This window comes from Arthrobacter pascens (assembly GCF_030816475.1).
Taxonomy (GTDB): Bacteria; Actinomycetota; Actinomycetes; order Actinomycetales; family Micrococcaceae; genus Arthrobacter; species Arthrobacter pascens_B.
The window spans coordinates 4,408,889-4,421,873 of record NZ_JAUSXF010000001.1 but is presented as its reverse complement, the minus strand read 5'-3'; the positions used below and the strand labels follow the sequence as shown (position 1 = coordinate 4,421,873).

The window sequence follows — 12,985 nt, the reverse complement described above, 5'->3', positions numbered from 1 at the left end:
AACCATGCGCGCCATGCAGCACTCCAGCAAACTCCAGAATGTCCGGTACGAACTCCGGGGACCGATCCTCCAGGCGGCCAAGCAGATGGAGGCCGAGGGGCACCGTATCCTCAAGATGAATCTGGGGGACACCGCGCCTTTCGGGCTGGAGACGCCCGAGTCAGTGGTGGTGGACATGATCCACCACCTCCGCGGCGCCCAGGGCTACAGCGACTCGAAGGGCATCTTCTCGGCGCGGACAGCCATTTCGCAGTACTACCAGACGCGTGGCCTCATGCAGATCGGCGTCGAGGACATCTTCATCGGTAACGGCGTCAGCGAGCTCATTTCCATGTGCCTCCAGGCGTTCATGGAAAACGGCGACGAAATCCTCGTCCCTGCACCGGACTATCCGCTCTGGACTGCCGCCGTGACCCTAACCGGCGGCCAGCCCGTGCACTATCTCTGCAACGAAGACGAGAAGTGGTGGCCGGACATGGCCGACGTCGAGGCAAAGATCACCGGGCGGACCAAGGGGATCGTGATCATCAATCCGAACAATCCCACGGGAGCCGTGTACCCGCGGCACGTGTTGGAACAGTTCGCCGACCTGGCCCGCAAGCACAACCTCGTCCTGTTCTCTGATGAGATCTACGAGAAAGTACTTTACGAAGACGCCGAGCATATCCATACCGCCTCGGTGGCGGAGGACATCTGCTGCCTGACATTCAGCGGCCTGTCGAAGGCCTATCGCATGCCAGGGTACCGTGCCGGCTGGGTGGCCGTCACCGGTCCCCTCTCGGCCACTCTGGACTACCGGGAAGGGCTGGAACTGCTCGCCTCGCTGCGCCTCTGCCCCAATGTCCCGGCCCAGCATGCCATCCAGACTTGCCTGGGCGGCTATCAAAGCATCGACGCGCTGGTCAGGCCAGGCGGCAGGCTGCGCGACCAGCGCGACCTTGCTTTCAAGCTCCTCACGGCCATCCCGGGCGTCACATGTGTTCCTTCAGCGGGAGCCATGTACCTTTTTCCACGCCTTGATCCGGAGCTCTACCCGATCAGGAGTGACGAGCAGTTCGTCCTGGACCTGCTGAAGGACCAAAAAATCCTCGTCTCACACGGTTCGGCCTTCAACTGGCCCAAGCCGGACCACTTCCGCTTTGTGATCCTCCCGTCGGTACTGGACATTGAGGAAGCGGTGCGACGGATCTCCACCTTCCTGGCGGCGTACCGCAGCAGCCCGGACTAACCGTTTACACGGCCAGCCCCGGCGGCCGCCGGCTCGAAAGGGCCTACGCCCTCCCCTTGGTTCGATGCAGGCAGTGGAAACAGGACCGGCTTGGAGAACTAACCGGTTCCTAACCGTGAGGAAACGAAGACGCAACATTGCCCGGCCATACTGGAAGGGCCGGCAAGAGCAGGCAAAACTCCAGTTCAGGAGGCGCAGCCATGGTGAAGGAAACCAAAACCCATGTAACCCGGGTCCGCACCCTGGATCAGCTCCACCGCGGGGATGAAATCGAAGCTCGTCTGTCCGTGGGCCCCAGCTACGACGACGTGGTGATCCGCCGCGGACGCGTCCAGGAGACAGCACCTGGCATCGGCGTCGTCTGGATCATGGACCGCCACACGGGACTGCGCAAAGCGATCAATACCGACGAGTGCACCGTCTGGCGGGTCGCCTGAAGCGCTTTGTTTCAAGGCCTGTTGCTTCAAGAGACCATGCATGTACCGCTGTGGGTGTAGTCAGTAAGGACTGCCCGCCGCGCCGCATGCCCGGACTGACAGCTTCGCCGGCATCGAGGAGGAGCCAAGGGGAACGACCCTCGTCATCCTGGTTCGGACGGCGTTGGATCGGAGGGCGAAGGATCCGACGGCGACAATGAATGCAGCCACTCGATTGCGCCGTCCGTCATCGGGTGCGGGGTACCCAAGGATTCAAGGAACAGCCGCGCCTCGCCCATCTCCACCCCGCGGCGGAAGGCGTGAGCCGGCGTGCCCTCCAGTATCCGGGTTACTAGTTCAGGGCCGCAGGGGCCAAGCTCTGTGGCGATCTGATTGACCATCCACTCCTCCGCCCCCATGGCCCTGGCGGCCGTGACGGATTCGAGGATGGTAGCGGCAAGTCCCTTCATGAACACGCTGCGGAGCAGCTTCAGTCCGGCCGCACTTCCGGCCTCATCGCCCACATAGGCCGCCGGTATCTGCAACCCGGAGAGGACGCGCAGCAACTCCACCGCTCCGTGACCGCTGACTGCCAGGGGCGCCTCGATCCGGGCGCGGGGCACCGGGGCGAGGATGGCCACGTCGGCGAACAGGATGCCTTTCCCGTCCGCCCGCTTCGCGAGCAGCTGCTTTTGCGCAGGGCTGGCAGTATTCATGTCAGCGAAGATGGCTGCCGGCTCCATCGCAGGCAGAGCCTCCTCCAGGGCGGTCTCAGCGGCCTGCCCGCCGACGAGACTAAACACGACGGCAGCCCCGCGGACTGCCGCGGCGATGTCGCTGGCCTGCCCGACACCGGGCGGCAGTGGACGTGCCACGGGATCGAACGCCCGTACTGCCAGCCCCCGCCGGGCAAGATCGGCGGCATAGATGCTTCCGGCCTCCCCGAGGCCTAATACGGCGACGCGCATGCGGACACTTACCTCCGATGCTCCTAAGATTGTAGACAAAATGGTGACCCGTATTGGGGCCCGTTCCCTGTCCGGCGATTCTGGGAGGAAATGCACATGTCGTCAGCCCCCGACGATGCTTCATCGGCAACCGAAGCCGCAGCCGAAGGGGCGGCCGAAGCCGACCCGAGGGTGACAGACGTCATTCGGAACGCGATCATCCAGGGCGAGTATGCGCCGAACCAACGGCTCATCGAGGCGGACCTCAGTGCGGAGTTCTCGGCCAGCCGCGCCGCGGTCCGCACCGCGCTGCTCGAACTCGCCGGCGAAGGGCTGGTCGAGCGGATGCCGAACCGTGGATCCCGGGTCAGGGCCATCTCAGTGGAGGAGGCCATCGAGATCCTCGAAGTACGGATTGGCGTCGAGGGTCTCTGCGCGGCGAAGACCGCGGCCACCATCTCCGATGAGGATATCGAGGCACTCGGCCGCCTGCGTGCCCGAATGATCGATTCCGTGGCGGAGGGCGACCTTGTTGAATACGGGCGGCTGAACAGGTACCTGGACGTCCGCATCCGGGAACTCAGCCACCACGCCACCGCCTCGGAGGTGCTGGCCAGGCTGCACGCGCAGAGCGTCCGGCACCAGTTCAAGCTCTCGTCGCGTCCCCAGCGGGCGAAGGTCTCGGTACTCGAGCACGCGGCGATCATCGACGGCGTTGTCGCCCGCGATCCCGCCGCTGCCGAGCAGGCCGTCCGCGTTCATCTGCTGAGCGTGATCGACGCCCTGCGGGAGCTTTCGTCGCCCGAGTCCGGGCCAATCGCCGGCATCTGAGTCACGCGCCCTTGCGGAGGCCGCCGTCGGAGGCCCGGTCTCCGGAGGCAGGGTCTCCGGAGGCAGGGTCTCCGCGGCCGGCAGCGGCCGCGGTCCGCCAGCCGCCGTGGTATTCAGTGCGTGCCGTGACGGCGTAGGGCGCCGGGCTGACGACCGCCCGCACGCTGAACTGATCGTGCGGTTCCACCGTGGTCTTCCTGGTTCCGCCGTCGGGTTCGCCCCAGATAATGCGGACCTCCGTGCCGATTTCGACCTCGGGATCCACGGTGGCCAAGGACAGCCCGCGCCGCTCGTTGGCCGTGACGCCGGTGAAGAGTGAGAGCCCGACGCCGGTCCCGTCGGCGTCCACCACGGAGTCGTAGTTCGATGATCCGTAGTTCGCGTTCGGCAGGTCGAAGAACTGGTAGCCCCGGCTATCGCGGTCCAGGAAGGAGGCCCAGATCTTCGCGAGGTCCTCGTCGTCCCAGGCCAGCGTGACCTTCTTACGCTGCCTGGCAGGATCGATCCGCTCGAGGGCATCGCGCCCGATGAAGTCGTGGTCGAACTTCACGAACGAGCCATAGCCGAGCTCCCAGGGAGTGAGGTAATAGTCCTCGATGTCAGCGGACACGTAGGAGCCGGCGAGCGCGTTGATCGCCTCGTAGCTCGTTGCCGGCAGCCACTGGCGGTAGGCGCGTTCGGCCTCGCTGCTGTAGATGGCTGGCAGCGGCGAAGGGATCCAGCCCGATTCCAGGGTGTTCGATGAGTAGGCGCGGGAGCCGCACGGTTCGATGCCGAACTCGGCCCCGGCCTCAAGCACGGCATCACGGATTTTCCCGTGGTGCTCATACGGCCCGAAAAGTTCCAGTCCGGGCGCACCGGCCATACCGTGGCGCAGGGTACGGACCTGCTCCCCGGCAATACCCAGGTGTCCCATGTGAAAGAACTTCACCTGCTCGAGCGTTCCGTTGTTCAGCTTCTCGATGATCTGCCAGGCGTTCGGCCCCTGGATCTGGAAGCGGAAATACTCCCGGTGGACCGCCTGCCCGTAGGGACGCGACGGCGACCTGTCGTCGTAGGTCCACTCGACGTCATACCCTCCGGTTTCGGCATGGAACTGGAGCCAGTTGGCGGCGGGCGCGCGGCCCACGAAGACGAACTCCTGCTCGGCCAGGTGGAACAGGATGCCGTCGCCAATGACGCCGCCGTTGGACGCCGTCGGCACGAACTGCTTGGCCGTGTTCACCGGGAAGTTGGCGAAGCTGTTGATGCCGGTATTGGACAGGAGCTTCACGGCGTCCGGGCCTTTCATGAAGAAGTTCACCATGTGGTGCGACTGGTCATAGAGCACGGCGGTCTCGCGCCATGCGCGCTGCTCGCGCCGCCAGTTGGTGAACTCCGCCGGGACCACCGGGTAGATGTAGGTGCCAAGCTGGGAGTTGCGCAGGAGTTCGACGGCGTTGCCTGCCTCGTCGAGGACATCCTGCAGGGTCTTCTGGGCCATCAGGTTTTCTCCTTTGGGTTCGGTGGGATTTCTTGACTGGCTGTCAGGCGGCGCGGTAGCTTTCCCGCGCGTACTGCACGAACGGAGCGGGGGCGACGGTAGCCCGGACGGCAACCTGCCGGTGCGGCTCGACCTGGAGCTTGGCCGAATTGGGCTGCTCACCCCACAGGACCGTAACTTCGGCACCGACCTCGGTCCCGGTTCCGGCCCCAGCGAAGCCGGTGTCAATGCTGGCAAGCGAGACAAACGACTGCTCATTGGCGATATAGCCGCAGTCGAAGGACTGTCCGACCGTGGCGCCGTCCCGGAGCACCCGGTCCACCTGGTACAGGGCGTACCGCGCCTTCGGCAGCTCGATGTACTTGGCCGGGAGGCCGGGGCGAAGGAGCGAGCCCATGGCCTCCTGGACGTCGTCGGGATTCCACACAAGCGTTACTTTGCGGCGGCGCGAACCTCCGGGCGGTTTAGCATCAGACAGCGTCTCAAGTGCCTTCCGTCCGACGAAGTCGTGGTCGAACGCCACCGACCGCCCGTAGTCCAGGTCGTAGGGTGTCAGGTAATAATCCTCGATGTCCGGCGAATCGAAGCTGCCTCCGAGCGACCCGGCCGCGGCGGCGGGAAGCCACTCCCGGTAGGACCGCAACCTGTCGTCCGAGAAGATCGCCGGGACCGGCGAGGGCACCCATCCCGACTCAAGGTTCGCCGTCGAATAGCCCTTCGCCCCTACCTGCGTGAGGCCCAGACCGGAACCGGCTTCCAGCAGCGCATCCCTGACCCGGGCGCCGTCGGCCCACGGCCCGAACAGCTCAAAGCCGGGCTGGCCTGCCATCCCGTGCCGGATGCCGCGGACCTCGAGCCCGGCGATCGGGAAACGGCCCATATGGAAGAAGCCGATCTGCGGTACCGGACCGCCGATGAGATTCTCGACGATGGCCGGCGCCGTCGGTCCCTGAAGTTCGTACCTGAACAGCCGGGGATCGCCAGTGCGGACGATGGAATTGCCGTCACGCTCCACGTCGACATCATGGCCGCCCGTCTCGGCATGGAACTGCACCCAGTCGATCACCATGTGATGCCCCACCAGGTTGTAGGAGTCCGCGTCGAGGTGCGCCAGGATGCCGTCACCAATGAGGTGGCCCTGGTGGTTCACGGCGACTAACTGCTTGGCGCGGTCAACCGGAAAATTCGCGAAGGAATTCACGGCGAGGCTGCTGAGCAGGCGTTCGGCGCCGGGCCCGCGAAGGAACAGGTCGGTCATGTGGTGGGACTGGTCCAGCAGCGCGCAGCCGGTTCGCCATGAGTGCTGCTCGGAGCGCCAGTTAGTGAACTCGGGCGTCACCGGGAAGACGGTAGGCCTTGCCGGCGAATTGCGCAGCAGTTCCACAGGAGAGCCCGCCCGGTCAATCGCTTCCTGCAATGTCTCCGTCATGGTGAACTCCTTAGTTCGCTCAACGGGCTTTTTCGCTTGAGGGCTTTTTCGCTTCAGGGCAGGGATCACACGGGGAAATCCGGGATGCGGCAGCAACAAACATTTGGATCAGGATTGGTAACAAAATTGTAGCCGATGCCTTGACCCGAGTACCAGAGAGTGATTATCTGGCAGGAGGACGCGGAGGATGCGACATTGATCCGGGAAGGACCCGTCATGGCCAATGGAGGCACTGTGCTGGTCGTGAGCGCGCACGCCGGCGACTTCGTCTGGCGGGCCGGTGGCGCCATCGCCGCCGCGACCGCCCGCGGTGATCGCGCCGTCGTCGTCTGCCTCTCCTACGGCGAGCGCGGGGAGTCCGCCAGCCAGTGGCTGGCAGGGAAGTCCCTGGACGAAATCAAGGCCATCCGGCGCGAGGAGGCAGAGGCCGCCGCCGCGGCCCTCGGCGCAGAAATCGAATTCCTCGACGCCGGCGACTACCCCCTTCTGCCGAGCCGGGAACTGCTGGATGAGCTGGTCCGGATCTACCGCCGGGTTCAGCCCACCGTCGTGCTGACGCATCCGCTGCTGGACCCATACAACGGTGACCATCCAGCGGCTGCAAGGCTGGCAATAGATGCCAGGATCCTCGCCCAAGCGATTGGCTACGAAGCCCCGGGTGAAGTGCTCGGGGCACCGCCCGTGTTCTTCTTCGAGCCGCATCAGCCCGAACAATGCGACTTCAAGCCCGATGTCCTGCTTGACATCACCGCCGCGTTCCCCGCCAAGGAGCAGGCGATGAAGTGCCTGCCGGCCCAGCAGCACATGTGGGACTACTACACGTCACTGGCCGTGCGCCGCGGTGTCCAGGTCAAGCGCAACGCGGGCCCTAACCTCGGCCTTCCGGTCGACACCAAGGGAGAGGCGTACATGCGCTACTACCCCCAGGTCACTGAGGTCCTCGAGTGAAGAAGGTCCTCGAATGAAGACGGTCGTGGTCACCGATGTCCGCCGGGCCGAGGCTTCCGTCATCGACAAACTCGGAACGCACGGCGTCGCGACGGTTCATGAGGCAATGGGGCGCACAGGATTGGTGGGCGCCTCGCTGCGTCCCATTCAGGAAGGGGTCCGGATTGCGGGTTCAGCCGTCACGGTCCTCTGCTGGCCCGGCGACAACCTCATGATCCATGCGGCCGTGGAGCAGTGCCGGGAGGGTGACGTGCTGGTGGTGACAACCGCCTCCCCCTCCCTTGACGGATCGTTCGGCGAATTGTTCGCGACGGCGCTGCAGCACCGGGGGGTGCGGGGGCTCGTGACAACGGGCGGGGTCCGGGATGTGGCCGATCTGCGGGCCATGGGGTTTCCGGTCTGGTCCGCCGCGGTCAACGCCCAGGGCACGGTCAAGGCGACAGCGGGCTCCGTGAACGTGCCCATCACGGTGGGCGGCACGGTGGTGCGCCCTGGCGATGTCATCGTGGCCGATGACGACGGCGTGCTCTGCGTGCCGCGCCTGGACGTGCAGTCCGCCCTCGAAGCAGCCGATGCGAGGGTGATGAAGGAGGCGGCATCGCGGGCAGCGTACCTTGCCGGCGAGCTGAGCCTGGACCGCAACCGGCTTCGAGGCGTCCTGGATGACCTGGGCGTGAAATACGTGACAACGGCGGAGTACGAGGCCGGCCATGGGCATGGTTGACGGAATCCCTTGCCTGTACATGCGCGGGGGGACGTCCAAAGGCGCCTTCTTCCTTGCCACTGACCTTCCGGCGGAGCGCGAGGAACGTGACAACCTGCTCCTCCGGATCATGGGCACACCGGACCCGCGGCAGATCGACGGGCTTGGTGCCGCGCACCCGCTCACCAGCAAGGTCGCTGTCATTTCACCGTCCCCCGACGACGGCGCCGACGTCGATTATCTGTTCCTTCAGCTTGGCGTCGACACGGCATTCGTGACCGACCGCCAGAACTGCGGCAACATCCTGGCTGGCGTCGGTCCCTTCGCGGTGGAGCGCGGCCTTGTTCCGGCCGGGGACGGGCAGACCGAAGTGCGGATCCGCATGGTCAATACGGACAGCATCGCCACCGCCCGGTTCGCCACTCCCGGCGGCGTGGTGGACTACGACGGCGACCTCCCGATCGACGGCGTCCCCGGAACGGCAGGTGCGATCAAGCTCAGTTTCGAGGGAACCGCCGGCTCGTCAACCGGCGCGCTCTTTCCCTCGGGCAGCGTGCTGGACCGGGTCGACGGCGTGGACGTCACGTGTGTGGACAACGGTATGCCGACTGTACTGATACGCGCCGCCGATCTGGGTGTGACCGGCCACGAACCTCCTGCCGATCTGGAGGCCGACGGCGGTCTGGCAGACCGTCTCCGTGCTCTCCGCCTGGAGGCGGCCAAAGTGATGGGCATGGGGGATGTCAGCGATGCCACCGTGCCGAAGCTTGTCCTGCTGGCCCCGCCCCGGGATGGCGGTGCCATTGCCACCCGGAGTTTCCTGCCGCAGCGGGTGCATACGTCGATCGGTGTTCTGGGTGCCCTGACGGTCGGTGCGGGGGTGCTCGCCGAGGGGTCAGTGGGCCACGGAATCGCCTTACTGCCGCCTCCCGGAGCGCCGCTGCGGATCGAGCACCCCACCGGCCACTTCGATGTTGAAGTGGGAGTCGATTCAGGCCCTGAAGGGTTCCGGGTCACCGGTTCGGCAGCGCTCCGCACGGCGCGGAAGATCTTCGACGGCCGCGTCTTCCCGCGTCCGCGCCTGTGACACCGGCCTTTGAGAGGACAGGTCCATGACCGACTACACCTCGTTCGACGTCGCCCATCTGGGGAACGTGGAGCTGCTGACGCCTAACTTCGAGAAGAGCCTGTGGTTCTTCCGCGACCTGCTCGCCATGCGCGTCGTCGCGGAGACCGGTGACGCCGGAACTAACAACAACGGCAGCAACGGGAAATCGGTGTACCTGCGCACGTGGGACGAATATCAGCTCTACACACTGAAGCTCACAGCATCCCCCGATGCCGGCGTCGGGCGGACGACATTCCGGACGACCAGCCAGGATGCGCTACAGCGGCGGGTGGCGGCCATTGAGGCCACCGGCCTCGGCATCGGCTGGGTTGACGGCGAAGTGGGGACCGGTCCTGCCTACGCTTTCCGGGACCCCGACGGGCACGACCTCGCGATTTACTACGAAACCGAACGGTACGTGGCCACCGACGACAAGCCGGCGCTGAAGAACCAGGCCTCGGCGTTTCCCGGCCGTGGCGTTAATGCCAGGCGGCTGGACCACGTCAATTTCCTCGCCAGGGATGTGGTGGCCAACGGCGAGTTCGTGGCCACGACGCTGCGGGGCCGCGAAAGTGAACGGATCAGGCTGGACGACGGCGGTTACGCCGCCTGGTGGTTCCACTTCAACAACAAGTCCTACGACATTGTGTATTCGGACGACTGGCTCAAGCACGGTAACCGGCTGCACCACGTCGCTTTCGCCCCGGATACCCGTGAGGACATCCTCAAGGCAGCCGATATTTTCCTTGAGAACGGCATCCACATCGAGTCCGGTCCGCACAAGCACGCGATCAACCAGACCTTCTTCCTGTACGTCTGGGAGCCGGGCGGAAACCGCATCGAACTCGCCAACGCCGGTGCCCGCCTATTGCTGGACCCCGACTCCCCGGTCGTGGAGTGGACCCAGGAGGAGCGCAAGAAAGGGCAGGCCTGGGGTATGAAGACCATCGAAACGTTCCATACCCATGGAACTCCCGTCGTCCGACAGTGACGCCAAGAAAAAACTGCAGTACTGCACAGAAAGGTGCGACATGACCAACACCATTAATACGTCGGCGCCGGTAACCACTGGCCTGTACATCGGCGGCACGGAACGCCAGGCCGCGGACACCCTGGAGGTGGTCGACCCTGGCAAACCGGGCGTGATTGTCGGGTATGCGGCAGCGGCCGGTCCGCGTGACGTCGATGACGCTATTGCAGCGGCCAAGGCGGCCTATCCCGGATGGGCGGCGCTGAGCCCGCAGGAACGCGCCGAGCAGATGCGGGTTGCACTTGAGGGCATCGCCGACTTCCGCGACGAGGATGCTGCCATCCTGTCGCAGGAGAACGGGAAGATCCGGATGGAATCCTGGGTCGATTCACTCGTGTTCGAGATCCGGTGGAACCTGGCACTCGCGCTTGCCGACGAGGTGGATGCGACTAAAGTGCTCCCCCCGGCGCCGGGGATCCCGGTGTCCACGACAATCCAGTACCAGCCGCTGGGTGTCGTGACGGTGATCGTGCCGTTCAACTGGCCTATCGCGATCCTGGCGGCCTCCTTGCCACACGCGCTGCTCGCCGGAAACACAGCTATCGTCAAGCCTCCGCCCACCACACCGCTCGCCACTACCCGCGTGGTCCAAAGGATCGCCGAGAAGCTGCCCCCCGGGGTGCTGAACGTGGTGACCGGTAAGGATGCCGACGTGTCCGCCCTGATCACCAGCCCCGACGTCGCGAAGGTCTGCTTCACGGGCAGCGTTGCCGGCGGCAAGCGCATCATGGAAATGGCATCGAAGTCCCTGACCCGGGTGACCCTGGAGCTCGGCGGAAACGATGCCGCCGTCGTGCTTGAGGACGCAATCCTGGACGACACCCACCTCGACCGCCTGTATGCCTCGATCTTCGACACCACCGGGCAGATCTGCATGAACGCAAAGCGGATCTATGTCCACCGTTCGCGCCTGGATGAGCTCGTCGGGGGCCTGTCGGAGCGGCTCGACAAGGCGGTCATCGGGTATGGACTGGATGAGGGGACCACGATGGGCCCGCTGCACCAGCCGGCGCAGAAGGCCTTCGTGAGCGAGATCATCGAGGAAGCAAAGGAGGCCGGCGCCGACGTCAGGGAGTTCGGGACGCTACCGACGGATCCGGAGCTGCGGAGCGGTAATTTCCTGCGCCCGGCACTGGTGATCAACCCCGACCCGTCCCTGCGCGTCGTGACCCAGGAGCAGTTCGGGCCGGTGATTCCGCTCATCCCGTTCGACACCGAGGATGAAGCGGTCCGGATGGCCAACGACACGTGGTCCGGGCTTTGCGGCTCGGTATGGACGGCGAACCCCGAGGCGGGCGACCGGGTGGGCGGAAGGCTGGTCTGCGGTTACGTCTGGGTCAACGACCATGGCGCGACCCGGCTGGACCTGCGCGCTCCCTTCGGCGGGATGAAGCAGTCCGGCATGGGCCGCGAGCAGGGAATCGAGGGCGTCCGGGCGTTCCAGGACACCCGGTCGATCGCCCGCCTCGAGCCCGACGCCGGGTCCCAAGGCGGGTCCGAGGGCTGATTTGTCGGAGGCCTGTTTATCGGAGGGCTAGTTTGTCTGAATGCCAGGGGGCGGGGATGCGGCCATCAGCAGAGGTACGGCACCCCGGCCTCCTCCTTCTCGCCGCCGTCCTGCTGGTCGCGGCAAACCTGCGCTCGACCATCAGCGGCGTGGGACCCCTCCTGACGCAGATCTCCGCAGACCTGGGCATCGCCGAGGCTGCACTGGGGTTGCTGGCCGCCATCCCCCTGATTGCCTTCGCGGCGGTCTCACCGCTGGCCCACAGCCTCGGCATGCGTTTCGGATTTTCGGGAGTGGTCCTTTGCTCGTTGATCGCGCTCGGAGCAGGCACCGTATGGCGGTCATTACCCGGAGCTCCCCTGAATCTGTGGGCCGGAACAGTCCTGATCGGGGCATCCATCGCGGTGGCCAACGTCCTGCTCCCGGCGGTGATCAAACGCGAATTCAGCGATCGCCTGGCGGTGGTGACCGCCCTTTTCACGGCCTTCCTCAGCGGCACGGGCGCGCTTGCCTCCGGAGTTGTGGTGCCGGTCTCGCAGGTCCCCGGCGGTGAAGGGGTACTGGGGTGGCGGGGTGCGCTGCTCTTTTCGGGCGCACTCATACCACTGGCAACAGTGATCTGGCTCGTTGCCATGGTTCGAAGCCGTGAAGCACGTGCCTGGGCTACCCCGGCTCCGGATGCCGGAACGCCGCGGGCCGGGCCGCCCGGTACCGCTGCTCCTGCCGTGGAACCGCAGCAGGCACCGCATGGCCGCTGGGGCGTGTGGGGCGATGCCGTTGCGTGGCAGGTGCTCTCGTACATGGGGTTCCAGGCCATGGCTTTCTACATGATGGTCACGTGGCTGGCGCCGCTCGCGCACAGCTTGGGACGCCCGGAGGTTGTGGCCGGGATCGACGTGATGCTGCTGCAGGTAAGTTCCCTTGCCGGCTCGCTCTCCGTCCCGCTGATGCTACGCGGGACGCTGGCACGGTGGACACCCGCCCTCATCCCGGTGCTCGGCCTGGTAGCCGTCACCGGGCTCATCGCAGTGCCGTTGCTGTTCCCCGGATGGGTGATCCTCTACGGACTCTCCTCGGGCGCATCCCTGGCGATGTCCTTCAGCCTGTTCGGGCTGCGGGCACGGACTCCCGGAGCTGCCGGGCGGCTCTCGGGCATGGCCCAGTCCGGGGGCTATGCGATTGCCGCTGTTGGCCCCGTCGCCTTTGGCGGCCTCCTTTCGCTCACCGGTGGATGGCTTGCGCCCCTGCTGCTCGTGGAGCTCACCCTCGCCGCGCAGCTTGCGGCGGGCTTGTTCGTAGGGCGGGAACGGCAAGTGCTGACCGCGTCCGCCCCTGCCGGACGCTCATGAGTCTCA

Annotated in this window: 12 protein-coding genes; 9 read left to right on the top strand and 3 right to left on the bottom strand. The window is 65.6% G+C overall.

Going from position 1 to position 12,985, the window contains the following annotated elements:
- Positions 1 to 4 precede the first annotated feature (4 nt).
- Positions 5 to 1,228, top strand: a complete 1,224-nt coding sequence (locus QFZ40_RS20365; protein ID WP_306906608.1) for a pyridoxal phosphate-dependent aminotransferase — start codon at positions 5 to 7, stop codon at positions 1,226 to 1,228.
- Between the two features lie 200 nt (positions 1,229 to 1,428).
- Positions 1,429 to 1,665, top strand: a complete 237-nt coding sequence (locus QFZ40_RS20360; protein WP_306906607.1) for a hypothetical protein — start codon at positions 1,429 to 1,431, stop codon at positions 1,663 to 1,665.
- Positions 1,666 to 1,808: 143 nt separating this feature from the next.
- Here the strand turns inward: QFZ40_RS20360 and QFZ40_RS20355 are convergent, their stop codons facing one another.
- Positions 1,809 to 2,612 (bottom strand): NAD(P)-dependent oxidoreductase, encoded by an 804-nt coding sequence (locus QFZ40_RS20355; protein ID WP_306906606.1) that lies wholly within the window; start codon positions 2,610 to 2,612, stop codon positions 1,809 to 1,811.
- Between the two features lie 96 nt (positions 2,613 to 2,708).
- Here QFZ40_RS20355 and QFZ40_RS20350 point away from each other — a divergent pair, with 96 nt between their 5' ends.
- Complete coding sequence (locus QFZ40_RS20350; RefSeq protein WP_306906605.1) at positions 2,709 to 3,422, top strand: GntR family transcriptional regulator; 714 nt, start codon at positions 2,709 to 2,711, stop codon at positions 3,420 to 3,422.
- Position 3,423: 1 nt separating this feature from the next.
- On the opposite strand, the gene ligM is transcribed toward QFZ40_RS20350, so the two are convergent.
- Both ligM and QFZ40_RS20340 read right to left on the bottom strand, forming a co-directional pair.
- Positions 3,424 to 4,905 carry a vanillate/3-O-methylgallate O-demethylase gene (gene ligM, locus QFZ40_RS20345; protein WP_306906604.1) on the bottom strand — a complete coding sequence of 494 codons (1,482 nt, stop codon included), beginning with the start codon at positions 4,903 to 4,905 and terminating at the stop codon, positions 3,424 to 3,426.
- Between the two features lie 43 nt (positions 4,906 to 4,948).
- On the bottom strand, positions 4,949 to 6,334 hold the full coding sequence (locus tag QFZ40_RS20340) for an aminomethyl transferase family protein (RefSeq protein ID WP_306906603.1): 1,386 nt from the start codon (positions 6,332 to 6,334) through the stop codon (positions 4,949 to 4,951).
- A gap of 216 nt (positions 6,335 to 6,550) precedes the next feature.
- Here QFZ40_RS20340 and QFZ40_RS20335 point away from each other — a divergent pair, with 216 nt between their 5' ends.
- Genes QFZ40_RS20335 through QFZ40_RS20310 form a run of 6 tightly spaced genes read left to right on the top strand, consistent with a single transcriptional unit; the run spans position 6,551 to position 12,979 of the window.
- On the top strand, positions 6,551 to 7,282 hold the full coding sequence (locus QFZ40_RS20335; protein WP_306906602.1) for a PIG-L deacetylase family protein: 732 nt from the start codon (positions 6,551 to 6,553) through the stop codon (positions 7,280 to 7,282).
- A gap of 13 nt (positions 7,283 to 7,295) precedes the next feature.
- On the top strand, positions 7,296 to 8,006 hold the full coding sequence (locus tag QFZ40_RS20330; RefSeq protein WP_306906601.1) for a 4-carboxy-4-hydroxy-2-oxoadipate aldolase/oxaloacetate decarboxylase: 711 nt from the start codon (positions 7,296 to 7,298) through the stop codon (positions 8,004 to 8,006).
- Positions 7,993 to 9,072 (top strand): 4-oxalomesaconate tautomerase, encoded by a 1,080-nt coding sequence (locus QFZ40_RS20325; protein ID WP_306906600.1) that lies wholly within the window; start codon positions 7,993 to 7,995, stop codon positions 9,070 to 9,072. Before QFZ40_RS20330 ends, QFZ40_RS20325 begins: the two co-directional genes overlap by 14 nt.
- A gap of 25 nt (positions 9,073 to 9,097) precedes the next feature.
- Positions 9,098 to 10,084, top strand: a complete 987-nt coding sequence (locus tag QFZ40_RS20320; RefSeq protein WP_306906599.1) for a VOC family protein — start codon at positions 9,098 to 9,100, stop codon at positions 10,082 to 10,084.
- Positions 10,085 to 10,124: 40 nt separating this feature from the next.
- A complete protein-coding gene (locus QFZ40_RS20315; protein ID WP_306906598.1) occupies positions 10,125 to 11,630 on the top strand; it encodes an aldehyde dehydrogenase family protein in 1,506 nt (501 codons plus the stop codon).
- 56 nt (positions 11,631 to 11,686) lie between these two features.
- Positions 11,687 to 12,979 (top strand): MFS transporter, encoded by a 1,293-nt coding sequence (locus QFZ40_RS20310; RefSeq protein WP_306906597.1) that lies wholly within the window; start codon positions 11,687 to 11,689, stop codon positions 12,977 to 12,979.
- The last annotated feature ends 6 nt before the right edge of the window (positions 12,980 to 12,985 follow it).

What these genes read in the sequence shown, in the direction of transcription:
- QFZ40_RS20365 (WP_306906608.1), top strand. Translation starts at nt 5, where the DNA reads ATGCGCGCCATGCAGCACTCCAGCAAACTCCAGAATGTCCGGTACGAA.
- QFZ40_RS20360 (WP_306906607.1), top strand. Translation starts at nt 1,429, where the DNA reads ATGGTGAAGGAAACCAAAACCCATGTAACCCGGGTCCGCACCCTGGAT.
- QFZ40_RS20355 (WP_306906606.1), bottom strand. Translation starts at nt 2,612, where the DNA reads ATGCGCGTCGCCGTATTAGGCCTCGGGGAGGCCGGAAGCATCTATGCC.
- QFZ40_RS20350 (WP_306906605.1), top strand. Translation starts at nt 2,709, where the DNA reads ATGTCGTCAGCCCCCGACGATGCTTCATCGGCAACCGAAGCCGCAGCC.
- ligM (WP_306906604.1), bottom strand. Translation starts at nt 4,905, where the DNA reads ATGGCCCAGAAGACCCTGCAGGATGTCCTCGACGAGGCAGGCAACGCC.
- QFZ40_RS20340 (WP_306906603.1), bottom strand. Translation starts at nt 6,334, where the DNA reads ATGACGGAGACATTGCAGGAAGCGATTGACCGGGCGGGCTCTCCTGTG.
- QFZ40_RS20335 (WP_306906602.1), top strand. Translation starts at nt 6,551, where the DNA reads ATGGCCAATGGAGGCACTGTGCTGGTCGTGAGCGCGCACGCCGGCGAC.
- QFZ40_RS20330 (WP_306906601.1), top strand. Translation starts at nt 7,296, where the DNA reads ATGAAGACGGTCGTGGTCACCGATGTCCGCCGGGCCGAGGCTTCCGTC.
- QFZ40_RS20325 (WP_306906600.1), top strand. Translation starts at nt 7,993, where the DNA reads ATGGGCATGGTTGACGGAATCCCTTGCCTGTACATGCGCGGGGGGACG.
- QFZ40_RS20320 (WP_306906599.1), top strand. Translation starts at nt 9,098, where the DNA reads ATGACCGACTACACCTCGTTCGACGTCGCCCATCTGGGGAACGTGGAG.
- QFZ40_RS20315 (WP_306906598.1), top strand. Translation starts at nt 10,125, where the DNA reads ATGACCAACACCATTAATACGTCGGCGCCGGTAACCACTGGCCTGTAC.
- QFZ40_RS20310 (WP_306906597.1), top strand. Translation starts at nt 11,687, where the DNA reads ATGCGGCCATCAGCAGAGGTACGGCACCCCGGCCTCCTCCTTCTCGCC.